The 23,956-nt window shown below is 70.7% G+C and carries 20 protein-coding genes; 17 read left to right on the top strand and 3 right to left on the bottom strand.

The window, feature by feature from the left end:
* Positions 1-136 precede the first annotated feature (136 nt).
* From VV01_RS00825 to VV01_RS00800, 6 genes are all read left to right on the top strand, one after another.
* Positions 137-1,630 carry a xanthine dehydrogenase small subunit gene (locus VV01_RS00825; RefSeq protein ID WP_050668231.1) on the top strand — a complete coding sequence of 498 codons (1,494 nt, stop codon included), beginning with the start codon at positions 137-139 and terminating at the stop codon, positions 1,628-1,630.
* Positions 1,627-4,071: a xanthine dehydrogenase molybdopterin binding subunit gene (xdhB, locus tag VV01_RS00820; protein WP_050668230.1), complete on the top strand. Its 2,445-nt coding sequence runs from the start codon at positions 1,627-1,629 to the stop codon at positions 4,069-4,071. Before VV01_RS00825 ends, xdhB begins: the two co-directional genes overlap by 4 nt.
* A gap of 1 nt (position 4,072) precedes the next feature.
* Complete coding sequence (gene xdhC / locus VV01_RS00815; RefSeq protein WP_050668229.1) at positions 4,073-4,912, top strand: xanthine dehydrogenase accessory protein XdhC; 840 nt, start codon at positions 4,073-4,075, stop codon at positions 4,910-4,912.
* On the top strand, positions 4,909-6,195 hold the full coding sequence (gene guaD, locus VV01_RS00810; RefSeq protein WP_050668228.1) for a guanine deaminase: 1,287 nt from the start codon (positions 4,909-4,911) through the stop codon (positions 6,193-6,195). Before xdhC ends, guaD begins: the two co-directional genes overlap by 4 nt.
* Before the next feature lie 62 nt (positions 6,196-6,257).
* Positions 6,258-7,034, top strand: coding sequence for an IclR family transcriptional regulator (locus VV01_RS00805; protein ID WP_050668227.1), 777 nt, complete (start codon positions 6,258-6,260; stop codon positions 7,032-7,034).
* Between the two features lie 130 nt (positions 7,035-7,164).
* On the top strand, positions 7,165-7,566 hold the full coding sequence (locus VV01_RS00800; RefSeq protein WP_050668226.1) for a hypothetical protein: 402 nt from the start codon (positions 7,165-7,167) through the stop codon (positions 7,564-7,566).
* Between the two features lie 48 nt (positions 7,567-7,614).
* On the opposite strand, the gene uppS is transcribed toward VV01_RS00800, so the two are convergent.
* On the bottom strand, positions 7,615-8,385 hold the full coding sequence (gene uppS, locus VV01_RS00795) for a polyprenyl diphosphate synthase (protein ID WP_071606240.1): 771 nt from the start codon (positions 8,383-8,385) through the stop codon (positions 7,615-7,617).
* A gap of 56 nt (positions 8,386-8,441) precedes the next feature.
* Between uppS and VV01_RS00790 the strand changes: the two genes are divergently transcribed.
* The 8 genes from VV01_RS00790 (at position 8,442) to VV01_RS00755 (ending at position 17,179) form a co-directional block, all read left to right on the top strand.
* Entirely contained in the window at positions 8,442-9,272 is an 831-nt protein-coding gene (locus VV01_RS00790; RefSeq protein ID WP_050668225.1) for a TrmH family RNA methyltransferase, read from the top strand.
* Between the two features lie 138 nt (positions 9,273-9,410).
* A complete protein-coding gene (locus VV01_RS00785; protein WP_050668224.1) occupies positions 9,411-9,836 on the top strand; it encodes a peptidase inhibitor family I36 protein in 426 nt (141 codons plus the stop codon).
* Between the two features lie 104 nt (positions 9,837-9,940).
* Positions 9,941-10,705, top strand: coding sequence for a helix-turn-helix transcriptional regulator (locus VV01_RS00780; protein WP_157508684.1), 765 nt, complete (start codon positions 9,941-9,943; stop codon positions 10,703-10,705).
* Between the two features lie 34 nt (positions 10,706-10,739).
* The gene (locus tag VV01_RS00775; protein WP_157508683.1) at positions 10,740-11,765 is read left to right on the top strand and encodes an RlmE/FtsJ family methyltransferase; all 1,026 of its coding nucleotides are present in this window, start codon (positions 10,740-10,742) and stop codon (positions 11,763-11,765) included.
* 776 nt (positions 11,766-12,541) lie between these two features.
* Entirely contained in the window at positions 12,542-14,365 is a 1,824-nt protein-coding gene (locus VV01_RS00770; RefSeq protein WP_050668222.1) for a phosphoenolpyruvate carboxykinase (GTP), read from the top strand.
* Positions 14,366-14,630: 265 nt separating this feature from the next.
* Entirely contained in the window at positions 14,631-15,137 is a 507-nt protein-coding gene (locus VV01_RS00765; RefSeq protein ID WP_231635122.1) for a SigE family RNA polymerase sigma factor, read from the top strand.
* A complete protein-coding gene (locus tag VV01_RS00760; RefSeq protein ID WP_050668220.1) occupies positions 15,134-16,081 on the top strand; it encodes a hypothetical protein in 948 nt (315 codons plus the stop codon). The genes VV01_RS00765 and VV01_RS00760 overlap by 4 nt, the downstream gene beginning before the upstream one ends.
* Before the next feature lie 186 nt (positions 16,082-16,267).
* The gene (locus VV01_RS00755; protein WP_050668219.1) at positions 16,268-17,179 is read left to right on the top strand and encodes a hypothetical protein; all 912 of its coding nucleotides are present in this window, start codon (positions 16,268-16,270) and stop codon (positions 17,177-17,179) included.
* 69 nt (positions 17,180-17,248) lie between these two features.
* On the opposite strand, the gene glpK is transcribed toward VV01_RS00755, so the two are convergent.
* Both glpK and VV01_RS00745 read right to left on the bottom strand, forming a co-directional pair.
* Positions 17,249-18,763 carry a glycerol kinase GlpK gene (gene glpK / locus VV01_RS00750; RefSeq protein WP_071606238.1) on the bottom strand — a complete coding sequence of 505 codons (1,515 nt, stop codon included), beginning with the start codon at positions 18,761-18,763 and terminating at the stop codon, positions 17,249-17,251.
* A 43-nt stretch (positions 18,764-18,806) separates the two neighbouring features.
* Positions 18,807-19,544 carry an MIP/aquaporin family protein gene (locus VV01_RS00745; protein ID WP_050668218.1) on the bottom strand — a complete coding sequence of 246 codons (738 nt, stop codon included), beginning with the start codon at positions 19,542-19,544 and terminating at the stop codon, positions 18,807-18,809.
* Positions 19,545-19,761: 217 nt separating this feature from the next.
* Between VV01_RS00745 and VV01_RS00740 the strand changes: the two genes are divergently transcribed.
* The 3 genes from VV01_RS00740 to VV01_RS00730 all read left to right on the top strand — a co-directional run bounded on the left by VV01_RS00740 (position 19,762) and on the right by VV01_RS00730 (position 23,954).
* A complete protein-coding gene (locus VV01_RS00740) occupies positions 19,762-21,489 on the top strand; it encodes a glycerol-3-phosphate dehydrogenase/oxidase (protein ID WP_050668217.1) in 1,728 nt (575 codons plus the stop codon).
* A 168-nt stretch (positions 21,490-21,657) separates the two neighbouring features.
* On the top strand, positions 21,658-22,383 hold the full coding sequence (locus tag VV01_RS00735) for a response regulator transcription factor (RefSeq protein WP_407942879.1): 726 nt from the start codon (positions 21,658-21,660) through the stop codon (positions 22,381-22,383).
* Entirely contained in the window at positions 22,380-23,954 is a 1,575-nt protein-coding gene (locus VV01_RS00730; RefSeq protein WP_050668215.1) for a sensor histidine kinase, read from the top strand. The genes VV01_RS00735 and VV01_RS00730 overlap by 4 nt, the downstream gene beginning before the upstream one ends.
* The last annotated feature ends 2 nt before the right edge of the window (positions 23,955-23,956 follow it).

The raw sequence follows: 23,956 nt of genomic DNA, 5'->3' as shown, positions 1-23,956 counted from the left end.
CCCCGTAGAGTCGGATGAATCGCGAGCCCGGTCGTTCCGCATGGCCAACCGGACGGGCTCAGCCAGCGGACACCAACCATGCCTTCGCACACCACCGCGCGGACGACGTACCGCCGGGGCTTCGGAAGGAGTCGGCATGAGCAGCACCCCGCGCAACGGCACCGTCGACGGCTCGGTCTCGCTGACCGTCAACGGCGTCGCGACACCGCTCGGCGAGGCGCCGGCGTACACCACGTTGCTCGACTGGTTGCGCGGCCAGGGCCTGACCGGCGCCAAGGAGGGCTGCGCCGAGGGCGAGTGCGGCGCGTGCTCGGTCATGGTCGTACGACCCGACGGCGACGACCGGTCACGCTGGACCGCGATCAACGCTTGTCTCGTGCCCGCGGCGGCGTACGCCGGCCAGGAGGTCGTCACCTCCGAGGGACTCGGCACCGTCGACGACCTGCACCCTGTCCAGCGCGAGATGGCGGTGCGCGGCGGATCTCAGTGCGGCTACTGCACACCCGGGTTCGTCTGCAGCATGGCCGCAGAGTTCTACCGCCCGGACCGTACGCGGGCCGCAGCCTCTCCCGATGGCGCCGCCGACGACGGCGACCACGAGCACGGCCCCAACGGCTTCGACCTGCACGCGCTCAGCGGCAACCTGTGCCGCTGCACCGGCTACCGACCGATCCGCGACGCCGCGTACGCCCTCGGTGACGCCGCCGGTGACGACCCGTTGGCCGAGCGCACGTCTCGACCGGCCCCCGCGGCCGAGCCCCTGCGGCACACGGCTGCCGACCGCTCGTTCGTACGACCCGCTGACCTCGACGAGGCCCTGCGGCTGCTCGCCGACAACCCCGACGCCGTCGCACTCGCCGGATCGACCGACTGGGGCGTCGAGGTCAACATCCGCAGTGCCCGCGCCGACCTCGTCGTCGTGATCGACCGGCTGCCCGAGCTGCGTGAGCTGCACGTGCGCGACGACGTCGTCGAGATCGGCGCCGCCCTCACCCTGAGTGAGGTCGAGCGTGGTCTCGACGGCCGAGTTCCGTTGCTGGACAGCCTGTTTCCCCAGTTCGCATCACGCCTGATCCGCAACGGCGCGACCATCGGCGGCAACCTCGGCACCGGCTCCCCCATCGGCGACACCCCGCCGGCACTGCTCGCGCTCGAGGCGGACCTGGTGCTCACCTCCCCCGACGGCGATCGTGTCGTCCCCGTGTCCGACTACTTCACCGGCTACCGCGAGTCCGTACGCCGACCGGGCGAGCTGATCCGATCGGTGCGAGTTCCGTTGCCGCTCAGTCAGATCACGGCGTTCCACAAGATCGCCAAGCGCCGGTTCGACGACATATCCAGCGTGGCCGTCGGGTTCGCGATCCAGACCGACGGCGGCGTCGTGAGCAAGGCGCGCATCGGGCTGGGCGGCGTGGCCGCGACGCCGATCCGGGCGACCGCGACGGAGGCCGCTCTCGAGGGCCGGCCGTGGTCGGCCGAGACCGTTGCAGCCGCAGCAGCAGTCATGCGCGGCGAGGGCACCCCGATGGACGACCATCGAGCGAGCGCCGCCTACCGCAGCGCCATGCTCGGCACCGCGCTACGCAGACTCCACTCCGACAACCCGACGACGGAAGGCCGGACAGCATGAGTCAGCTCTCCGAACGGCCCGCCAATCCTGTTGTCGGACAAGAGATCCCGCACGAGAGCGCGGCCCTGCATGTCACGGGCACGGCGCTCTACACCGACGACCTCGTCGGCCGCACGCATGGCGTGCTGCACGCCTACCCCGTACGCGGCGAGCACGCCCACGCGACCGTCACTCGGCTCGGCGTCGCGCCCGCGCTCGACGTGCCCGGCGTCGTACGCGTCCTGACCGCCGATGACGTCCCGGGTGTCAACGACGCCGGCGTCAAGCACGACGAGCCGTTGTTCCCCACCGAGGTGATGTACGTCGGCCACCCGGTCGCGTGGGTGCTCGGCGAGACGTTGGAGCAGGCGCGGCTCGGCGCCGAGGCGGTCGAGGTCGACTACGCGCCGCTGCCGTCGCTCATCGGCGTGACCGAGGCCATCGCGGCCGGCAGCTTCCAGGGGGCTCAGCCGACGGTGCGGCGCGGTGACGTCGACTCCGGGTTCGACCGAGCCGCACACGTCTTCACGGGCGAGGTCGAGTTCGCCGGCCAGGAGCACTTCTACCTCGAGACGCACGCCTCGCTCGCCCAGGTCGACGAGGGCGGCCAGGTGTTCGTGCAGTCGAGCACGCAGCACCCCAGCGAGACCCAGGAGATCGTGTCGCACGTCCTCGGCGTGCCGGCTCACGAGGTGACCGTGCAGTGCCTGCGCATGGGCGGCGGCTTCGGCGGCAAGGAGATGCAACCCCACGGTTACGCCGCCATCGCGGCGCTGGGTGCCACCCTCACCGGTCGGCCGGTTCGTCTGCGGCTCAACCGAACTCAGGACATCACCATGAGTGGCAAGCGACACGGCTTCCACGCCGAGTGGCGCGTCGGGTTCTCGCAGGACGGGCGGCTCGAAGCGCTCGACGCCACGCTCACGTCCGACGGCGGGTGGAGCCTCGACCTGAGCGAGCCGGTGCTCGCCCGGGCGCTGTGCCACATCGACAACGCCTACTGGATCCCTGACGTGCGGGTCAACGGCCGAATCGCCAAGACCCACAAGACATCTCAGACCGCATTCCGCGGGTTCGGCGGCCCCCAGGGCATGTTCGTGATCGAGGACATCCTCGGCCGGTGCGCGCCACTGCTCGGCATCGACCCGCTCGAGCTGCGGTCACGCAACTTCTACACCGAGGGCCAGCACACGCCGTACGGCATGCTCGTCCGTCACCCCGACCGTCTCGACGCCACCTGGTCTCAGGTGCTCGCCGGCGGCGACGTCGAGCGTCGCCGCGCCGAGATCGCCGAGTTCAACGCCACGCACGAGCACACCAAGCGGGCGCTGGCGATGACGCCGGTGAAGTTCGGCATCTCGTTCAACCTCACGGCGTTCAACCAGGCGGGCGCCCTCGTCCTCGTCTACAAGGACGGCTCGGTGCTGGTCAACCACGGCGGCACCGAGATGGGCCAGGGCCTGCACACCAAGATGCTGCAGGTCGCCGCGACCACGCTGGGGCTGCCGCTGTCGAAGGTGCGGCTCGCGCCCACGCGCACCGACAAGGTGCCCAACACCTCTGCCACGGCTGCGAGCTCGGGCGCCGACCTCAACGGCGGCGCCGTCAAGAACGCCTGTGAGCAGATCCGCGAGCGACTGGCCGTCGTCGCGGCCGGTCGCCTCGGCGTACCCGCCGCTGACGTGCGGTTCCACGACGGCACGGTCTCCGGGCTGGGGGCCGGCGACATGGGTTGGGACGAGCTGGTGCGCATCGCGTACTTCCAGCGCGTCCAGCTGTCCGCGTCCGGCTACTACCGCACCGAGGGCCTGCACTGGGACTCCTCGACGATGCAGGGCACGCCGTTCAAGTACTTCGCGTACGGCGTCGCAGCCACCGAGGTCGAGGTCGACGGGTTCACCGGCGCCTACCGCACGCGCCGCGTCGACATCGTGCACGACGTCGGCGACTCGCTCTCACCGCTCATCGACATCGGGCAGATCGAGGGCGGATTCGTCCAGGGCGCAGGGTGGCTCACGCTCGAGGACCTGCGCTGGGACACCTCCGACGGTCCGCGCCGGGGGCGTTTGTCCACCCAGGCCGCGAGCACGTACAAGCTGCCGAGCCTGTCCGAGATGCCTGAGGTCTTCAACGTCAGCCTGCTCGACAAGGCCCACGAGGAGGGCGCGGTCTACGGCTCCAAGGCCGTCGGCGAGCCGCCGCTGATGCTGGCGTTCTCGGTGCGCGAGGCCCTGCGTGAGGCCGCGGCGGCGTTCGGGCCGGCCGGCGTCAGCGTCGACCTCGCCTCGCCCGCGACGCCCGAGGCGGTCTACTGGGCGGTCGAGCAGGCTCGCGCCGCGCACGAGCACGGCCACGTCGTCGAGGGTGCGCCCGGCCGCGTCCCCGACCAGCCGGGCAGCGAAGCCACACCGATGCTGCCCAACTCCGAGCGCATCCAGTACGGCGTCCGTTCGGGGGTGTGAAGTGGACTGGTTCGCGGCCCTCACCCGGGTGCGCGCGGAGCGCCGACCGGCCGTCCTCGTCACGCTGACGTCCGTACGCGGTCACGCCCCTCGCGCGGCCGGCGCCAAGATGGTCGTCACCGCCGACGAGGTCTACGACAGCATCGGTGGCGGCAACCTCGAGGAGTCCGCGGTCGCCGACGCGCGTGCTCTGCTCGACACGGGCCGTCCGGCCGCTCCCGTGCAGCGCACGTTCTCCCTCAGCGACAAGGCGCCCGCACAGCACGGCGTCCAGTGCTGCGGAGGCGAGGTGCAGGTCCTGCTCGAACCCCTCGCCGTACGACCCGCCGTCGCGATCTTCGGTGTCGGCCACGTCGGCCTCGAGCTCGCCCGCGTGCTCGCCCGGCACGACCTCGACCTGCACCTCGTCGACTCGCGCACTGCCCAGCTGGAGCCCGCCCGGCTGGCACCGCTCGACGACGCCGTCGCCACGGTCCGAGTCCACCGGGCGCCCGTGCCCGAGGTCGTGCTCGGTGAGGTGCCGCCCGGCTGTCATGTGCTCGTCATGACCCACGACCACGCCGAGGACCTCGCCATCTGTGATGCCGCGCTGCGCTGCGGTCACCTCGGCACGATCGGCCTCATCGGGTCGTCGGCCAAGTGGTCGCGATTCCGCAAACGCCTTGCAGCTGAAGGACATTCGGACTCCGCCATCGAGCGCATCACCACCCCGATCGGCCTGCCCGACCTGCCCGGCAAGGAGCCCGCCGTCATCGCCGTCGGCGTCGCCGCCGACCTGCTGCGCACGCTCGCCCCCGCGACGGCCACGCCCGCCGCCGACACCCAGGAAGCCACCCGATGACCCTCTACCGGGCCACCGTGCTCGACACGCCCGCCGACCCGTTCACCGGCGGCACACTGCGCGCTGAGAGCGACGCCGCGGTCGTCGTACGCCACGGCGTGATCGTGGCCCGCGGACCCTACGCCGAGACCGCTGCCGCGCACCCCGACGACGACGTCGTCCACCTCGAGTCCGGTGTGCTGCTCCCAGGATTCGTCGACACGCACGTCCACTTCCCCCAGGTCCGGGTCATCGGGTCGTTGGGCATGCCGCTGCTCGACTGGCTCGAACACGTGGCCCTCCCCGAGGAAGCCCGGCTGGCCGACGCCGCGTACGCCGCCGGTGTGGCCGACGACTTCCTCGACGGCCTGGTCGAGGCCGGCACGACGAGCGCCCTGGTGTTCGGGGCGCACTTCGCCGACGCGGTCGACACGTTGTTCTCGCGGGCCGACCGTCGCGGGCTGCGCATCACCTCCGGCCTCGTCACGTCCGACCGCATCCTGCGCGACGAGCTGCTGACCACGCCCGAGCGTGCGTACGACGAGTCGCTCGCCCTCGCCCGACGCTGGCACGGCACCGGTCGGCTGCGCTACGCCGTCACGCCGCGCTTCTCGCTGTCGTGCTCCAGCGCACTGCTCGACGCGTGCGGGTCGGTCGTCAAGGACGCGCCCGGCGTCTGGTGCACCTCCCACGTCAACGAGAACGACGCCGAGATCGCCCAGATAGCAAACCTTTTCGACGGCACCAGCTATGTCGAGATGTACGAGCAGCACGGACTCCTCGACCGGCGTACGGTCCTCGCCCACAACGTCCACCCGACCGATGCCGAGCTCGACGTCCTCGCCGCGCGGGGCGCCTCGGTCGCGCACTGCCCCACCAGCAACGCCGCTCTCGCCAGCGGCCTGTTCCCGATGCGCAGGCACGTCGAGCGCGGCGTCCGGGTCGCGCTCGGCACCGACGTCGGCGCCGGCACCGGCCTGTCACTGCTCAAGGAGGGCCTGCAGGCGTACTTCGCCCAACAGCTGCTCGGCCCCGCCGGCCTGCGGCTCACTGCTGCACACCTGCTGCACCTCGCGACATCGGCCGGCGCCGTCGCGCTGGGCCTCGTCGACCAGGTCGGCGACCTGTCCGTCGGCAAGCAGTTCGACGCGGTGTGGGTACGACCGCCGGCCGGCTCGACGCTCGACGTCGGTCTGCGCCACGCAGCCTCCGACGACGACGCGCTCGCCACGGTGTTCGCGCTCGGCACCCCGGCAGACCTCGCGGGCGTGTGGGTCGCGGGCGACCGGGTGAAGGGCGGCTGACTACAGTCGCCTTCCATGATGCGGGATTGGTTTCTCACCGGCGGTCGGCACGGGACGCGGCGATGAGCACCGACACCGGTCGTGAGCGGCGCACGGGCGGCGTCCAGAGCCTGGAGCGGGCGTTCGCCGTCCTGGAGGCGATGGCGGACGCCGGTGGAGCGGTCACGTTGTCGCAGCTGGCCACCGAGACCGACCTCCCGCTGCCGACGATCCACCGGCTCGTCCGCACGCTCGTCGACCTCGGTTACGTCCGCCAGGAGGCCTCGCGCCAGTACATCCTCGGCCCGCGCCTGATCCGGCTCGGCGAGACGTCGTCACGGATGCTCGGCCGGTGGGCACGCCCTCAGATGGAGCGCCTCGCCCACGATCTCGGCGAGTCGGTCAACCTCGCGCTGCTCGACGGTGACCAGGTCGTCTACGTCGGCCAGGTCATGGCGTCGCGCAACTCGATGCGCATGTTCACCGAGGTCGGCCGCCGGGCGCTGCCGCACTCCACCGGCGTCGGCAAGGCTCTGATGGCGCAGATGCCCGAGGCCGACGTGCATGCGCTGCTCGCTCGCACCGGAATGCCTGCCGCCACTCCTCACACGCTCACGGACGAGCCGACGCTGCTGGCCGAGCTGGCGACGATCCGCGAGCGCGGCTACGCGCTCGACGAGGGAGAGCAGGAGGTCGGCGTACGCTGCGTCGCCGTCGCCGTCCCCTCCTCGATGCAGCCGCTGGCCCTGTCGGTCTCCGGCCCGCTGCCGCGCATGGGTGACGACGTGGTCGAGGCGGCGGTCGGGCCACTCACCGACGCCGCCGCCCGCATCGCCGACGAGATCTCACGCTGGGGCTGACCGCTGCCGCGCTCGTACTGCGGCTGGTGTTCCCGACGCAGCTCGAGCACGGTCAGGAGCATCAGACGCAGTTCGATCCGAGCCGTCGAGGGCGCTGACAGGAGCGGGTGCGCGGGGTTAGCGTGCCCGGGTGAGACGTGATCCGCACGAGAACGTCGCGACCGTCCTGGTCGAACCGTGCGCTCTGGCCGACCTCGAGCTGGAGCTGATGTCGCACGACCTGCGACTGTGGCCCGTCCGCACGGCACCGGCCGGCGAGGACGGTGCGCCGGTGTGCGAGGACGGCCCACGTCGGGCGTTCCAGATCCGGCGCGACCTGCTCGAGAAGCACCGCGGCGCCTGGGACTGCGCCGCCGAGTGGGTGGCGGTGTGGATCGGGTTCGGGCGCTCGTGGCAGCACGGCGACGAGCCGCTCCCGTGGGCCGCGCACGCCCGGCTGTGGCAGGTGCTCGAAGGCCGCGCCGAGCACGTCCGGTTCCACCGACGGCTCGGCGGCGTACGCCGGATCGCGCTCCCCCGCGAGGCGTACTGACCGCGCAGCGAGCTGCCCGCTGTCGCCGGCGCCCGCCTGCAGCTCACGTCAGAACTGAGTTCTGGTGTTCTGACCGGGTTGTTTCTCGGTCAGAACACCAGAACTCAGTTCTGACCGACGGCGGGCGGCGGCGTAGTGCTCCAGCCCCGCCAGCAGATCGTCCCGGCTGAAGTCCGGCCACAGCGCGTCCACGAAGTACAGCTCGGCCCCTGTCGTCTCCCACGGGAAGAACCCGGAGAGCCGCTGCTCACCGCTGGTCCGGATCACCAGGTCGATGTCCTTGGACGGCCCACCGCGCAGCCCGCGCGCGATCGCCCCCTCGTCCAGGTGTGCGAGCGCCGCCTCCCACGAACCCGCCTCGGCCACCGCCGACCGCGCCGCATGGGCGACCTCCTCCTGCCAGTCGTACCCAATCGCCAGCGTCAGGTGACGGCCACGGCCGTACGACGACCGCATCGCCTCCCGCAACGCCGCCGCCGTCGTACCGGGCAGCAGGTCGAGGTCGCCCGCGACGTGCAGCTGCCAGTCGGAGCCGGCGACCGAGGAGGCGATCACGGTCTCGAGCAGCTCCATCAGGTTGGCGACCTCATCGCTGTCGCGGCGGCTGAGGTTGAGCGCGGAGACCACGAAGATCGTCACGTGCTCCAGGCCTTCGTCCTCGCACCAGCCGAGCACGGTCTGCATGTGGCGGGCGCCGGCGCGATGGCCGGCCTGCGGCGTGAGCGACGCCAGCCGAGCCCATCGACGGTTGCCGTCCATCACCAGACCGACGTGCTGTGGCCGCGGCCCGACCGGCGTACGACGCGTGCGCAGACTCATGGGCAACGACGCTACGGCGCGGACCTGCGATGTGCCTGACATCTAGGCTGCCGATCATGCGGTCGACCCGGGTCAGCAAGCGCAACGCCACCTTCCAGCAGTGGCAGACCCTCCTCACCAACCGCACCAAGCGCACCCGCGCCGGTGAGTTCATCGTGCAGGGCGTCCGTCCGATCACGCTCGCGGTCGAGCAGGGCTGGACGGTCCGCTCCTTCCTGTACGCCGACGGCGCCCGCCTGTCGCAGTGGGCCAAGGACCTGCTCGCGAGTACGCCGGCCGCGCACTTCGCGCTCGCGCCCGAGCTGTTGGCCGAGCTGGCCGAGAAGGACGAGGGCGCCCCCGAGATGCTGGCCGTCGTCGAGATGCCACCGGACGACCTGGCCCGCATCCCGACCGGCGCAGGGCCCACGCTCGTGTTCGACCGACCGAGCAGTCCGGGCAACATCGGCACCATGATCAGGTCGATCGACGCGCTCGGCGGCAGCGGACTCATCGTGACCGGTCACGCCTCAGATCCCTTTGACAGCAAGTGCATTCGAGCCACGACGGGTTCGTTCTTCGCCGTGCCGACGGTGCGCGTCGACTCGCACGCCGACGTGCTCGCGTGGGTCACCGACCGGCGTACGAAGGGCGAGCGGGTCGCCGTACTCGGCACCGACGAGGGCGGCGACGCCACACCGCACGAGTCCGATCTCACCGGCAGCGACGTGATCGTCATCGGCAACGAGACGCGCGGCATGACCGCCGCCTGGCGCGAGGCGTGCGACCGGGTGCTCAGCATCCCGATGACCGGCTCGGCGTCGTCGCTCAACGCCGCCTCGGCCGCGACGGTCGTGCTGTACGAGGCGCACCGGCAGCGGCTGACCCGGGCCTCCGACGCCGGCTGAGCGGCCGATCAGCGCCGCCGTGTCAACACCTTCTGCGTGATCCGGCGAGCGATCTGGTGCGCGCGCCGCGGCAGGCATGTACTTCCCGCATCGACCCGTCCGGGACTCCCTCGTCCCGACTCGAGAAAGGTCCATGTGATGAAGCGTTCGCGCACTGCAGGACTGGCGGCCGGCCTGGTGCTCGCCGCCACCTCGCTCACCTTCGTCGGCGCTGACGAGGCCAGCGCTCAGGGCACCGCACCGTGCCCGTCGTACTACTACTGCTTCTACGAGAACAGCAGCTACAACCGGTACGTCTCCGGCTGGCACCTCAACTACTACAGCACCACGTCGGGCAGCTTCTCCAACCCGCCGTCGTCGTCGGGCGACCGCCACGACGAGCTGACCTCGATCATCAACAACGGCAACCGCACGATCTGCATCTACAACAACGGCTTCTTCGACGACACGCTCATCAAGCGCGTCGCGCCGTACCAGGACGTCTCCTACATCGGCGACTCCGCCAACGACAAGGCCGACCGCTGGAAGGTCTTCAGCGGCAACTCCGCCTGCCCCTCGGACTGACCCGACGCTCGTACGACGGGGCCCGGACCGCTCGGCGGTCCGGGCCCCGCGCGCTCGTAGCCGGAGCAAAGTCGGCTCGTAGCGCCTCGCCTCACAGTGACGCCATGACGAACGACATGTCCGCGATCGGCGGTGCCACCTCGCTCGGCCACCGTGATCTCGTCGACCTGTGGTGCGAGCTCACCGAACGCACCTGGGCTGCGTTCACGACCGTGGCCCGCGGGCGCGCCGTGCCCGGCGTACGCCCCGTCCCGGGTCACCACGACCCGACGGGCGCCGTGGTCGACCTCGCCGCTCGGATACGGCACTCGCTCCTCGTGCTGCAGCCGCAGACGCCGTTCGACCCGACCGACCGCAGCGGGCCGCTGGTGCGCGCGTGCCGAGCGCGCGGAGCCCGGGTCGCGCTGATCACGACCCAGCGCGCGGGGGTGGACAACCCGTTCGTCCACTCGCCTCGTCACGTCGCCGTCGCCGGGCCCGCGATCGGACCGCTCGCGATCCTCGACTCGACGCTGGTCGTGATGCCCGGTCTGCCGATGCCCTGCGGTACGCCGACCACGTTCGTCCTGTCCGAGCCCGACCTCACCGCTCTGGCGCTGCAGGTGTGGGCCGCCGCCGAACAGCGCGCGGTCAGCGGCGACGACGCGGGCTGGCCGACCGCGAGTCCTCGCCAGCGCGTGATCGCGGGCGGCCTGCTGCGCGGGCTCACCGACACCTCGATCATGCGCGAGGTGGGGCTGTCCGCGCGCACCCTGAGCGGTGAGGTGGCGGCCCTGCTGCGACTCACCGGCACCGGCAGCCGGTGTGAGCTGGGCTTCCGGCTGGGCCGGCTCGCGGCCCTCCCCGGTGTCGCGCTCGGCTCGGGTTGAGCGGTGGGGCCGCGCGCCTGACACGATGGGCGCCGTGGAACAGTCCGTGCTCTTCTCGGTGGCCCCCGACTACTACCGTTCGGCGGTCGCCGAGCTGCGTCGGTCGCTACCTGTCCGCAAGATCCTGCGCGTCGGTGAGGACGCCGGCGTCGTACGCCTCGACGCAGGCGGTCAGGCCGAGGTCGCCCAGGCCGCGATCGCCGGTGACCTGCGGTTCGTACGCCACCTCGCGGCCGTCGACGAGGACGTCAAGACCGCACAGCTGGACGACCTCGACGCCGAGGGCGTGGCCGACTGGGCGGCCGACGTCGTACTCGACGAGCTCGACACGGGCGACGAGGTCAGCCTGCACGTCTGGGACAGCGGCGAGGTGCCGTGGGCGCCCGGCAAGATCCGGCGTCCACTGCTGGAAGTGTTGATGGACAACGGAATTCGCGTGGTCACCTCGGGCGCCGAGCAGACCGTGTCGCTGTGCGTCGGCACGGAGCGTACGACGGTCGGCCTGGGTTCGAGCGGCCTCGGGCTGTGCGACTGGGCCGGCGGCCGCATCCGGCTGGCCAAGCGCAAGGAGCAGGTGTCGCGCGCCGAGCTCAAGCTCGAGGAGCTGTTCGGGTTCATCGGCGCCCCGACCGGTCGCGTGGCGGTCGACCTCGGCGCGAGCCCGGGTGGTTGGTCGCGCATCCTGCGCACGCACGGTTTCGAGCGTGTGTACGCCGTCGACCCCGCCGACCTCGACGAGCGTGTGCTCGCCGACGACGAGATCCACCACCACCGCACGACGGCGGGCGAGTTCCTCGACCACTACCAGGGCGAGCCGGTCGACCTGATCGTCAACGACATGCGGATGGTCCCTCACATGACGGCCGTGACGATGGTCGACGCCGCCGACATCCTGCGACCGGGCGGCCAGGTGGTCGTGACGTTCAAGCTCGGCACGAGCAACCCGGTCAAGCAGACCGACGAGTCGCTGGAGACCCTGGCGGCGGCGTACGACCCGACGTTCATCCGTCAGCTGCAGCACAACCGCCACGAGCTGACGGTCGTCGCCACCCGCCGCTGAGGCGCGCCCTGTCGCGGTGGGTCACACCGCGCGAGCCAGGTCCGCCCTCGCAGTAGGCCACACGGAGCGAACCCACCGGCAAAAGCTGGCGACGAGCACACGCATGCATGTGCACCTCCCCCACTTTTGCCGACGGATCTCGTCTGGTCGGCACGGCATGCACTGCCGACCAGACAGCTTTCGCCGAGGCCCTGGTCGCGGTGGGTCACGCCGAGACCGGCCGCGCACGGTAGGTCACACCGAGCGAACCAGGTCCGCCCTCGCGGTGGGTCACACCGAGCCCGGCCGCTCGCAGTGGGCCACACCGAGCGAGCCATGTCCGCCCTCGAGGTGGGTCACACCGAGCCCGGCTGCGCGCGGTGCGCCACACCGAGCGAACCCACCGGCAAAAGCTGGCGACGAGCACACGCATGCATGTGCACCTCCCCCACTTTTGCCGGGAGGTGCCACCCGGCCGTCGCGGACAGCAGACGAACGCCCGGCGACCGACCGGCGTACAACCGGGTTCCGAACGTGATCGCAGAAACAAGATGAGCGGAAATGTCCGAAACTCGTTGCTCTCGGTGACTTCGACCGCAGAGGGTCCGCCAAGTCAACACAACTCACTAGACATGTGACCGGGGTCACATTGAGGCCGCTTGCAGGGATTGGGGAGGGCCGATCGACGCGGCGTACGGTCGACGGACCGCCCCCGATGACGCGGGCAGCAACCCCACCCACGAGGGCGGACGGCAGCGCAACACGTGCACACAGCCGCCGCCGAAAGTAGGCGAAACATGACGGCAACGGACGCGCCCGGCACCACGGGTACCTCGCACGCCAAGCTCCAGGCCTGGGTCGACGAGGTCGCCGCCCTCACCACCCCCGACCGCATCCAGTGGGTCACGGGCTCCGACGAGGAGTGGACCGAGCTGACCGACCGACTCGTCGAGGCCGGCACGTTCGTGCGCCTCAACGAGGAGAAGAAGCCCAACAGCTTCTACGCCGCGTCCGACCCGAGCGATGTCGCCCGCGTCGAGGACCGCACGTACATCTGCTCCGTGGACGAGAAGGACTCCGGCCCCACCAACAACTGGATGGAGCCGGAGAAGATGAAGGACCTCATGCGAGGTCTGTACAAGGGGTGCATGAAGGGCCGCACCATGTACGTCATCCCGTTCGTTATGGGTCACCTCGAGTCCGAGAACCCGATGTTCGGTGTCGAGATCACCGACTCCGAGTACGTCGTCGTGTCGATGCGCGTCATGGCCCGCACGGGCAGCAAGGTCCTGGAGAAGATCGAGGAGCTCGGCGACGCGGCGAACTACGTGCCGGCGCTGCACTCGGTCGGCGCCCCGCTCGAGGACGGCCAGCAGGACGTCAAGTGGCCGTGCAACCCCGAGAAGTACATCGTGCAGTTCCCCGAGGAGCGCACGATCTGGAGCTTCGGCTCGGGCTACGGCGGCAACGCGCTGCTCGGCAAGAAGTGCTACTCGCTGCGCATCGCGTCGGTCATGGCGCGCGACGAGGGCTGGCTGGCCGAGCACATGCTCATCCTCAAGCTCATCTCGCCCGAGCAGCAGGTCTACTACGTCGCCGCGGCCTTCCCGAGCGCCTGTGGCAAGACCAACCTCGCCATGCTCAAGCCGACCATCCCGGGCTGGAAGGTCGAGACGCTGGGTGACGACATCGCCTGGATGCGCTTCGGCAAGGACGGCCGCCTGTACGCCGTCAACCCCGAGTTCGGCTTCTTCGGTGTCGCTCCGGGCACCAACGAGCACACCAACCCCAACGCGATGGCCACCATCAACAAGGGCAACTCGGTCTTCACCAACGTCGCCCTGACCGACGACGGCGACATCTGGTGGGAGGGCCTGGAGAACACCCCCGCCCACGCGACGAGCTGGAAGGGCCAGGACTGGACGCCCGACTCCGAGGAGCTGTCCAGCCACCCGAACTCGCGCTACTGCACCCCGATCGAGCAGTGCGACATCCTGGCCGACGAGTACAACGACCCGAACGGCGTGCCGATCTCGGCGATCCTGTTCGGTGGCCGCCGCAAGACCACGGTCCCGCTGGTGACCGAGGCCCGCGACTGGCTGCACGGCACGTTCATGGGCGCGACCCTCTCGTCCGAGACCACCGCCGCCGCGACCGGCGCCGTGGGTGTCGTGCGCCGCGACCCGATGGCGATGCTGCCGTTCATCGGCTACAACGCCGGTGACTACTTCAACCACTGGGTCAACCTCGGCAAGGACGCCGACGCCACCAAGCTGCCGAAGATCTTCTACGTCAACTGGTTCCGTCGCGACGACGAGGGCGGCTTCCTGTGGCCGGGCTTCGGCGAGAACAGCCGCGTCCTGAAGTGGGTCATCGAGCGCATCGAGGGCAAGGCCGCTGCGGTCGAGACCCCGATCGGTCACGTGCCCACGCCTGAGAGCCTCGACGTCGACGGGCTCGACATGAGCGACGCCGACCTCGAGAAGGCCCTCGCGGTCGACGCCGAGGAGTGGAAGGCCGAGATCCCGCAGATCGAGGAGTGGTTCGCCAAGTTCGGCGACCAGCTCCCGACCCAGCTGCAGGTCGAGCTGGACGGCCTGAAGGCCCGCCTCGGCCTGTAAGGTCAGCTCAACCCGCCCCGGCGGGCACCCGTCGTACGCCGGCCCGGCACCTCTGGCAGGTGCCGGGCCCGCGCACGTCCGGGCCCGGTAGGACCGAATTCAAGAATCGCCGCGCGATGCAACCTCGGGTCTCCTGAGGCGTCTGTGAAGGTGACGGGACCATCACGGACATCGCATGGGGAGGGCGGGCATGACAACCTTGGCGTTGACTCAGACCCGCCCGACCGGGGAGGCGATGCGGGTGGACTCGACAGGAGTGCGTGCAGTGACCGATTCCGAGGTGGATCTCGCTGCGCTGTACGCCGCACACCACCTCTCGATGGTCCGGCTGGCCCGACTGCTCGTGGACGACCTGGCCTCGGCCGAGGACGTCGTCCAGGACGCGTTCCTCGGGCTGCACCGCCGCCAGGGTCAGCTGCGCGACCCCGGAGCAGCGGTCGGTTACATCCGCCAGGCCGTCGTCAACCAGGCCCGTTCGCAGCTGCGCCGTCGTCGTACGGTGCGCGCCCACCTGCGGGTCGCCGAGCCCGAGATCGGCCCCGCCGCCGACGCCGACCTGATGCTCAGCGAGGAGCACCGCGAGGTCCTGGCCGCCGTCAACCAGCTGCCCGAGCGTCAGCGCGAGGTGCTGATCCTGCGCTTCTGGTCGGGCCTGTCCGAGACCGAGATCGCCGAGACGATGGGCGTCAGCAACGGCACCGTCAAGTCCCAGGCGAGCCGCGCGATGAAGACCCTCCAGCAGATCCTCGAAGCCGAGCGGGGGCGAGCATGAGCAACCACGACCTCGAACGCCTGCTGACCGAGGCCTTCGACGCCCAGGCCTCGCAGGTCACACCCGACCAGCTCGACACCGAGCGCGAGCACGTCGTACGCCGACAGCTCGCCGAGCCGGTGCCGCTGCACCGTCGCGACCGACGCGGGTTCTTCATCGCGGGCGCGGGCCTGGCGGCTGCTGCCCTCGTCGTCGGCGCCGTCGTCGTGACCCAGCAGCCGCACGGCACGGCCGAGCTCGCCGGCCAGTCCACGTCGGCGTCGCGGTCGACCGATCCGGCACTCACCGCCTCGACGTCACCGCTGCAGACCGACGTCCCGTCCACCGCAGCCGCGACCACCGTCGTCCCGCCGCCGTCCTCGGCGACCGCCGACCCCGACCTGCCCTCGGGCCGGTCCGACCGGACGACCCGGACGCCGTCGACCGCGACCGCCACCTCCGGCGCGCTGACCAGCTCGGGGCCGCTGAGCGTGCCCGCGACGTTCGTCGCCGAGGGTGAGCGGTCCAGCATCCCGATGCCTCCGGGCCTGACCTACGAGATCGTCTCGTCCGGTCCGAGCTCGGTCCAGGTCCGCGTCAGTGACTTCATGCAGCTGGCCCGATACCTCGACAACAACAGCCCGTTGGCGTCGTGGCCGCGCGACGGCGGCGGCTACCACTCGCCCGCCAGCAGCATGGCGGCCAGCATCCCGGCAGCCGAGGGTGACGGGTCGACCGGCACGTTCTCGTTGTTCGCCGACTCCTCCGAGCCGACGGCCACCGAGCAGCCCACCGCCACCGACGAGCCGACGGGCCCGACCGAGCCGACGCAGTCGCCCACGACGACGAGCGCGCCGACCACCGAGCCGACCGGCACCACCACCTCGCCGCCCACCAGCGACGGCGGCGGCTCGGACCAGACGGCCTCGGGCAGCGCCGACGGAGGTGCCCCACCCGCACAGTGATCGGCGTCACCGCGGCCCGGACAAGTTCTTCGCAGCGGATGACAACCTCGATCCCGCCGAAGCGTCTTTACCGATGAAGGCACGGGGGCCTTCGCGTGAGACACCTGGTCCGGGCGGCTTCGAGGAGGGGCGAAGCCGCCCGGCAGGTGCGCCACCCGCACGTCCACGATTCATTTTGGGGAAGTCTTGAACCACGACCTGGAGCAGCGACTCCGTGATGCCTTCGAGGCGCACGCGGCGCAGGTCACTCCTGATCGCCTCGACAGCGCCCGCGAGCACGACATGCGGCGGCAGCTCGCTGTGGTGACACCGATCCATCAGCGGTGGCGCACCGTCGCGATGGTCGGCGGCGGCATCGCAGCAGCAGCGCTCGTCGCCGGCACCGTCGTGATGGCCGGTGGCCTCGGCCGTGACCACGGCGCCGTGGCCGCCGACCCCACGCTCGCCGTCAGCCCGACGTCCGGCCCGAGCGGCACCGGTACGGCGCTCGGCACGGCGGCCCCGACGACGGCTCCGTCCGACACCGGCGACGGCACGCCGTCACTGGCACAGACCCGTACGCAGGACCGCACCTCCTACGTCCCGGCCCCGCCCCGCGACACCGGCGCGAGCCGCAGCATGACCAGCAGCGAGGAGCCGTCACCGAGCACGACCGACGAGCCCACGCCCACGTCGACGTCGACGTCGACCACGAGCGAGCCGACGACGACGTCGACGGTCGAGTCCAACACCACGAAGATGACCGCTGCCTCCGGCCCGGCCCACCTGTCGATCACGCCGTCGGTGTCCGTCACCAGTCCGCAGGCCACGGTGTCGTTCACCTACAGCGGTGACGTGCACCCGGCGACCTCGGGCGGCGTCGAGCCGACCTTCACCCAGATCACCTTCGGCGACGGACAGCAGGCAGGCTCCGACGGCGGAGGCACGACGTGCGACGGCTCGGCGCCGACCCGTCCGATGAGCGGCTCGTTCCCGCGCGGCACCAACACCTACGCCAGCCCGGGCACCTACACGATCACGTTCACGGTCGGCTACTGCGGTGACGCCGGTCCGACCACGGCCTCGGTCAAGCGCACGATCACCATCGAGCCGCACTGACCCGAGACGGACACCACAAGGCCGGCCCCCGCGCGTCGCGGGAGCCGGCCTTCGGCGTACGGGCGTGGGTCAGGCGTCTTCCTTGGTCCAGTCGAGAGTGCGCTTGACCGCCTTGTTCCACTTCGCGAAGCCCGCGTCACGGTCCTTGGCGTCCATCTGCGGCTCCCACCGCTTGTCCTCGGCCCACTGCTTGCGCAGCTCGTCCTCGTCCTTCCAGAACCCGGTGGCCAGACCCGCGGCGTAGGCCGCACCGAGCGCCGTCGTCTCGTTGATCTGCGGCCGGATGACGGGCACGTCGAGGACGTCGGCCTGGAACTGCATGAGCGTGTCGTTGACGACCATGCCGCCGTCGACCTTGAGCTCGGTGAGGTCGACGCCCGAGTCGGCGTTCATCGCATCGACGACCTCCTTGCTCTGGTAGGCCACGGCCTCCAGCGCCGCCCGCGCGATGTGGTTCTTGTTGACGTAACGCGTCAGGCCGACGATCACACCGCGGGCATCGGAGCGCCAGTGCGGTGCGAACAGGCCCGAGAACGCCGGCACGATGTAGACGTCACCGTTGTCGTCGACCTTCTTGGCGAGGGTCTCGACCTCGGGTGCGTCCTTGATCAGGCCGAGGTTGTCGCGCAGCCACTGCACCAGCGAACCGGTGACGGCGATCGAGCCCTCGAGGGCGTACACCGGCTTGTTGTCGCCGATCTTGTAGCAGACCGTCGTGAGCAGGCCGTTCTTGGAGTCGACCTTCTCCTCACCGGTGTTGAGCAGCAGGAAGTTGCCCGTGCCGTAGGTGTTCTTGGCCGTGCCGGGCTCGAAGCACACCTGCCCGAACGTCGCCGCCTGCTGGTCGCCGAGGATGCCTGCGATGGGTACGCCGGCCAGCACGCCGCGCGGACGGACCTCGCCGTAGACCTCGGAGGAGGACTTGATCTCGGGCAGCATCGACATCGGGATCTGCATGTCGGCCGCGATCGACTCGTCCCACTGCAGGGTCTCGAGGTCCATCAGCATGGTGCGCGAGGCGTTGGTGACGTCGGTGACGTGGATGCCGCCGTCGGTGCCACCGGTCATGTTCCAGATCACCCAGGTGTCCATGTTGCCGAACAGCAGGTCACCTTTCTCGGCCTTCTCGCGGGCGCCGTCGACGTTGTCGAGGATCCAGCGCACCTTGGGCCCGGAGAAGTACGTCGCGAGCGGGAGCCCGACCTTCTTCTTGTACTTGTCCGGGCCGTCCTTGCCGGCGAGCTCGTCGACGATCTTGTCGGTGCGGGTGTCCTGCCAGACGATGGCGTTGTAGACCGCCTCACCGGTGGTCTTGTCCCAGACGACGGCCGTCTCGCGCTGGTTGGTGATGCCGACCGCCGCGAAGTCGCTGGCCTTGAGGTCCTTCTTGGCGAGCGCCTCGGCGCACACCTTGCGGGTGTTGTCCCAGACCTCCTTGGGGTTGTGCTCGACCCACCCGGCCTTCGGGAAGATCTGCTCGTGCTCCATCTGCGCGACCGCGGCGACCGCGCCGTCGTGGTCGAAGATCATGCACCGGGTGCTCGTCGTGCCCTGGTCGATGGCTGCGATGTATTTCTTGGTCACGTCAATCCCTTTGCGTATCAGGTGAGTTCGAGTTCGTGAGTGACTAGCCGGCGTACCAGTGGAAGACGAGACCACCGATCACGCCGCCGACGATGGGGCCGACGACCGGGATCCAGGCGTAGCCCCAGTCGCTGCTGTCCTTGTGCGGGATCGGCAGCAGGGCGTGCGCGATACGGGGGCCGAGGTCACGCGCCGGGTTGATCGCGTAGCCGGTGGGGCCACCGAGGCTGGCGCCGATACCGACCACCAGCAGGGCCACGGGCAGGGCCTCCAGCATCGTGCCCTTGCCGCCGTTCCAGGCGCCGAACGACAGCGCGCCGAACACCAGCACGAAGGTGCCGATGATCTCGGTGACGAGGTTCCAGGCGACGTTGGGGATCTGCGGGCCGGTCGAGAACACCAGGCTGGGCGCGTCGCCCCGCTCGTCGAACTGCTTCTTGTACGCAGCCCACGCCGCGACCGCTCCGATGAAGGCACCGACCATCTCACCGCTGATGTAGGTGAGGATCGAGCCGAGGTCGACGGCGACGCCGGGGACGAACTCGTCCGCGCCGGAGGCGGCGATGCCCAGCGTGACCGCGGGGTTGAGGTGACCGCCCGACTTGTAGGCGGCGTACACACCGGCGAGGACGGCGATGCCCCATCCGAAGTTGACCATCAGGAAGCCGCCGCCGGTGCCGTTGTTCTTGGGGAAGACGTTGTTGGCGACGACGCCAACACCGAGGACGATCAGGACGGCTGTCCCGATCACCTCACTGAAGAAGATCGATCCCAGACTCACGCGCGTGTCCTCTCGAAATGACGAAGCGGCGTACGCGGGGTGCCCGGCTGCCCACTCCGTCGTGCTCAGCGTTCTCCACTTCCTACAGGTCGGGGCGACGGCGCGTCCATCATTTGTTGCAAATCACACCCGCGGAGCACCAAGGGGCCGGGCGTGAGTACGGTCGGACCGAAGGCGTAACGTTTGGCCCAAGCCACGCCGCCCGGGAGGAAACGTCATGGTCATGCAGCCGTTCAGCGCAACACTCGGACCGCAGGAACGGGCTCAGGCCTGGGCCGAGCTCACCGAGCGCGAGTTCGACGTCCTGGTCATCGGGGCCGGGGTCACTGGGGCGGGCACCGCGCTCGACGCCGCGACCCGAGGCCTGCGTACGGGCCTGGTCGAGGCGCGCGACTTCGCCAGCGGCACGTCGTCCCGCTCGTCCAAGCTGTTCCACGGCGGGCTGCGCTACCTCGAGCAGATGAACTTCGCGCTCGTCGCCGAGGCCCTCAAGGAGCGCGAGCTGATGCTCACCCGCATCGCGCCCCACCTCGTGCACCCCGTGCCGTTCCTCTACCCGTTGTCGCACCGCGGCTGGGAGCGCCCGTACGTCGCCGCCGGCCTCACGATGTACGACCAGATGGGCGGAGCCCGGTCCGTCCCGCGGCAGAAGCACCTCACCCGCGGCGGCGCGCTCAAGCTGTTCCCGGGTCTGAAGTCCGACGCGCTCGTCGGTGCGGTCCGCTATTACGACGCCCAGGCCGACGACGCCCGGCACACCATGACCGTCGCCCGGACGGCCGCCCACTACGGCGCCGTCGTCCGCACCTCCACCGAGGTCGTCGAGGTCATCAAGGAGGCCGACCGCGTCACCGGTGTCGTCGTGCGCGATGTCGAGACCGACGAGCGCGCGACGGTCAAGGCCAAGGTCGTCATCAACGCCACCGGCGTGTGGACCGACGACGTGCAGAAGATGGCCGGCGGTCGCGGGCGCTTCCGGGTGCGCGCCAGCAAGGGCGTGCACATCCTGGTGCCGCGCGACCGCATCGCCGGCGAGGTCGGGCTCATCCTGCGCACCGAGAAGTCCGTGCTGTTCGTCATCCCGTGGGGGCAGCACTGGATCATCGGCACGACCGACACCGACTGGACGCACGACCTGGCCCACCCGGCGGCGACGGCCACCGACATCGACTACATCCTCGAGCACGTCAACACCGTGCTGGCCTCGCCGGTCAGCCGTGACGACATCGTCGGGGTGTACGCCGGTCTACGGCCCCTGCTCGCCGGCGAGAGCGAGGACACCAGCCAGCTGTCACGTGAGCACGCGGTGGCGCGTCCGGCTCCGGGCCTGGTCTCGATCGCGGGCGGCAAGTACACGACGTACCGGGTCATGGCCGCCGACGCCGTCGACGTCGCGGCCAAGGACCTCGAGGGCGTCAAGGACTCGGTGACCGAGCTCGTACCCCTGGTCGGGGCCGACGGCTACGCCGCGATGGTCAACCTCAAGCACGAGCTGGCCGCCGAGACCGGTCTGCCCGAGTGGCGCATCACCCACCTGCTCGGCCGTTACGGCTCGCAGCTGCACGAGGTGCTCGCGCTCGCCGACGAGGACGCCTCGCTGCTCGAGCCCGTGGGCGGCGCCGAGTCCTACCTGCGGGCCGAGCTGAAGTACGCCGTCACCCACGAGGGCGCGCTGCACCTCGCCGACGTGCTCGCCCGGCGTACGCGTATCTCCATCGAGACCAAGCACCGCGGTGTCGACTCGGCTCAGGAGACCGCCGAGATCATGGCGGGCGTGCTCGGCTGGGACGCCGCGGCGGTCGAGCGGGAGGTCACGGCATACGCCGAGCGGGTCAAGGCCGAGCTCGCCTCCCAGGAGCTCGACACCGACGAGGCGTCCGACGCCGCGCGCCAGCAGGCACCCGAGACCCGGCAGGGCCTGCGCGACGTGGTCGCCACCAAGTAGCCGGCCCGGCCCCGCCCTCCGCACCGGCCGCCCCGCCCTTCCCAGCCGGGTTCGGTCGACACCGACGGGGTGCCGGGCGGGCCGGGGTCAGCGAGGCAAAGCGCGCGCACAGGAATCGCACAGGTCGACCCTGGCGTGCACATAGGACCGCGCGGTTGACTCGCCATCGTGACCACGAACGCGCCCGCACTCACCCGCGCCGACGGCAGCCCCGTCCGGGTGCTGGTCGTCGACGACGAGCCCAACCTGACCGAGCTGCTCGCGATGGCGTTGCGCTACGAGGGCTGGGACATCAGGGCCGCCGGGACGGGGTCGACCGCCGTGCGCGAGGCCAAGGACTTCAAGCCGGACGCGGTCGTGCTCGACATGATGCTGCCCGACTTCGACGGCATGGAGGTGCTGCGGCGCCTGCGCGACGACGACCCTCACGTACCCGTGCTGTTCCTGACCGCCCGTGACGCCGTCGAGGACCGCATCGCCGGGCTGACCGCCGGCGGCGACGACTACGTCACCAAGCCGTTCAGCCTGGAGGAGGTCGTGGCACGCGTACGAGCGCTGCTGCGTCGCGCGGTCGTGCTCGCCCCCGAGGCCGACTCGGTGCTCACGGTGGGCGACCTCACGCTCGACGAGGACAGCCACGAGGTACGCCGCGGCGGAGCCGAGATCTCTTTGACCGCAACGGAGTTCGAGCTCCTGCGGTTCATGATGCGCAACCCCAAGCGGGTTCTCTCGAAGGCCCAGATCCTCGACCGCGTGTGGCACTACGACTTCGGCGGCCAGGCCAACGTCGTCGAGCTCTACATCTCCTACCTGCGCAAGAAGATCGACGCCGGGCGCGACCCGATGATCCACACCATGCGCGGCGCCGGATACGTCCTCAAGCCGGCCCCATGACGCGCCTGCTCCACCCCGGCTCGTGGACGCTGCGATCCAAGCTCGTGGCGTCGATCGTGGTGCTGTTCTTCCTGGTGACGACGGCCGTGGCCGCGCTGACCGTCGTACGGCTGGAGAGCACCCTGACCGGTCAGGTCGACGACCAGCTCAAGGCATCGGCGGCCGCGATCACACCGTCGGACGATGCCCGGCCCCGCCCGCGAGCGCAGGGTCCGGCGATCGGCGGCGGCGACCTGCGCCTGGACCGAGCCGCTGACGGAAGCGTGCTGACCATTCAGGCGGGCACTCCCGGCAACCCGTCGACCGAGGCCGTCCCGAGCGCGACGATCAGCACCTCGGGCAGTGCGACGCAGCTCACCTCCGCGCAGATCTCTCGTCTCAGCACGGTCAAGGCGGGCAGCGGCCCGACCACGGTCGAGCTGGGTGGCGCCGGCACCTACCGCGTCATGACCGTCACCCATCCCGGCCTGGTCACGGACGACAGCGGCACCCCGCGCCGGGTCGAGGTCACGACCACCATCGGCCTGCCGCTCGACCCGATCGACGGCACCGTACGCCGGACCGCCCTGTCCGTCGCTCTGCTCTCCGGCCTCGGGCTCCTCACGCTCGGAGCCGGCACGGCGTGGGTCGTACGCCGCAACCTCGCCCCGCTGACCCGCGTCGCCCGGACCGCCACCCGGGTCTCGCAGGCACCGCTCGCCTCGGGCGCCGCCAGCACCGGCGAGCGTGTGGCCCCGGCCGACACCGAACCGCGCACCGAGGTCGGCCAGGTCGGAGCCGCGCTCAACGGGCTGCTCGACCACGTCGATCGTTCGTTGGCGGCGCGCCACCGCTCGGAGATGCAGGTACGCCAGTTCGTCGCCGACGCCAGCCACGAGCTGCGCACACCACTCGCCTCGATCAAGGGGTACGCCGAGCTGTCGCGCCGCGAGCCCGACCCCGTCCCGCAGGGGGTCAGCCACGCGCTGGGGCGCATCGAGTCGGAGGCCGCCCGGATGACCTCGCTCGTCGAGGACCTGCTGCTGCTCGCACGTCTCGACGCCGGCCGTCCCCTGGCCCGCGAACCCGTCGACCTGACCCGCCTCGCGGTCGAGTCCGTCAGCGACGCCCACGCCGCCGGCCCCGATCACGCGTGGGCGCTGGACCTGCCGGACGCGCCGTGCGAGGTCGTCGGCGACGAGGGCCGGCTGCGTCAGGTGCTCATCAACCTGCTCGCCAACGCCCGCAAGCACACCCCCGTCGGCACCCAGGTCACCACCGTCGTACGCCCCACACCGGCGGGCGGCGCGACCATCGTCGTCCGTGACAACGGACCCGGGATCCCGCCCGACCTGCAACCTCGGGTGTTCGAGCGCTTCATCCGCGGCGACCGGGCCCGGACCCGTGTCGAGGGCAGCACCGGCCTCGGGCTGTCGATCGTGCAAGCCGTCATGAGCGCGCACGGCGGACGGGTCGACCTGCGTTCCGCCCCCGGGCGGACCGAGGTGGTCCTCGAGCTGCCCGGGCCGACTACGCTCCCGGTGGGCTCGGTCGCCACCGGGCCGACGGACGCACAGGCGCCGCAGGCATGAGC

Source organism: Luteipulveratus halotolerans (genome assembly GCF_001247745.1).
GTDB lineage: Bacteria > Actinomycetota > Actinomycetes > Actinomycetales > Dermatophilaceae > Luteipulveratus > Luteipulveratus halotolerans.
This window is presented reverse-complemented; position numbering and strand designations above follow the sequence as displayed.

What these genes read in the sequence shown, in the direction of transcription:
- VV01_RS00825 (WP_050668231.1), top strand. Translation starts at nt 137, where the DNA reads ATGAGCAGCACCCCGCGCAACGGCACCGTCGACGGCTCGGTCTCGCTG.
- xdhB (WP_050668230.1), top strand. Translation starts at nt 1,627, where the DNA reads ATGAGTCAGCTCTCCGAACGGCCCGCCAATCCTGTTGTCGGACAAGAG.
- guaD (WP_050668228.1), top strand. Translation starts at nt 4,909, where the DNA reads ATGACCCTCTACCGGGCCACCGTGCTCGACACGCCCGCCGACCCGTTC.
- VV01_RS00805 (WP_050668227.1), top strand. Translation starts at nt 6,258, where the DNA reads ATGAGCACCGACACCGGTCGTGAGCGGCGCACGGGCGGCGTCCAGAGC.
- uppS (WP_071606240.1), bottom strand. Translation starts at nt 8,385, where the DNA reads ATGAGTCTGCGCACGCGTCGTACGCCGGTCGGGCCGCGGCCACAGCAC.
- VV01_RS00790 (WP_050668225.1), top strand. Translation starts at nt 8,442, where the DNA reads ATGCGGTCGACCCGGGTCAGCAAGCGCAACGCCACCTTCCAGCAGTGG.
- VV01_RS00785 (WP_050668224.1), top strand. Translation starts at nt 9,411, where the DNA reads ATGAAGCGTTCGCGCACTGCAGGACTGGCGGCCGGCCTGGTGCTCGCC.
- VV01_RS00780 (WP_157508684.1), top strand. Translation starts at nt 9,941, where the DNA reads ATGACGAACGACATGTCCGCGATCGGCGGTGCCACCTCGCTCGGCCAC.
- VV01_RS00770 (WP_050668222.1), top strand. Translation starts at nt 12,542, where the DNA reads ATGACGGCAACGGACGCGCCCGGCACCACGGGTACCTCGCACGCCAAG.
- VV01_RS00760 (WP_050668220.1), top strand. Translation starts at nt 15,134, where the DNA reads ATGAGCAACCACGACCTCGAACGCCTGCTGACCGAGGCCTTCGACGCC.
- VV01_RS00740 (WP_050668217.1), top strand. Translation starts at nt 19,762, where the DNA reads ATGGTCATGCAGCCGTTCAGCGCAACACTCGGACCGCAGGAACGGGCT.
- VV01_RS00730 (WP_050668215.1), top strand. Translation starts at nt 22,380, where the DNA reads ATGACGCGCCTGCTCCACCCCGGCTCGTGGACGCTGCGATCCAAGCTC.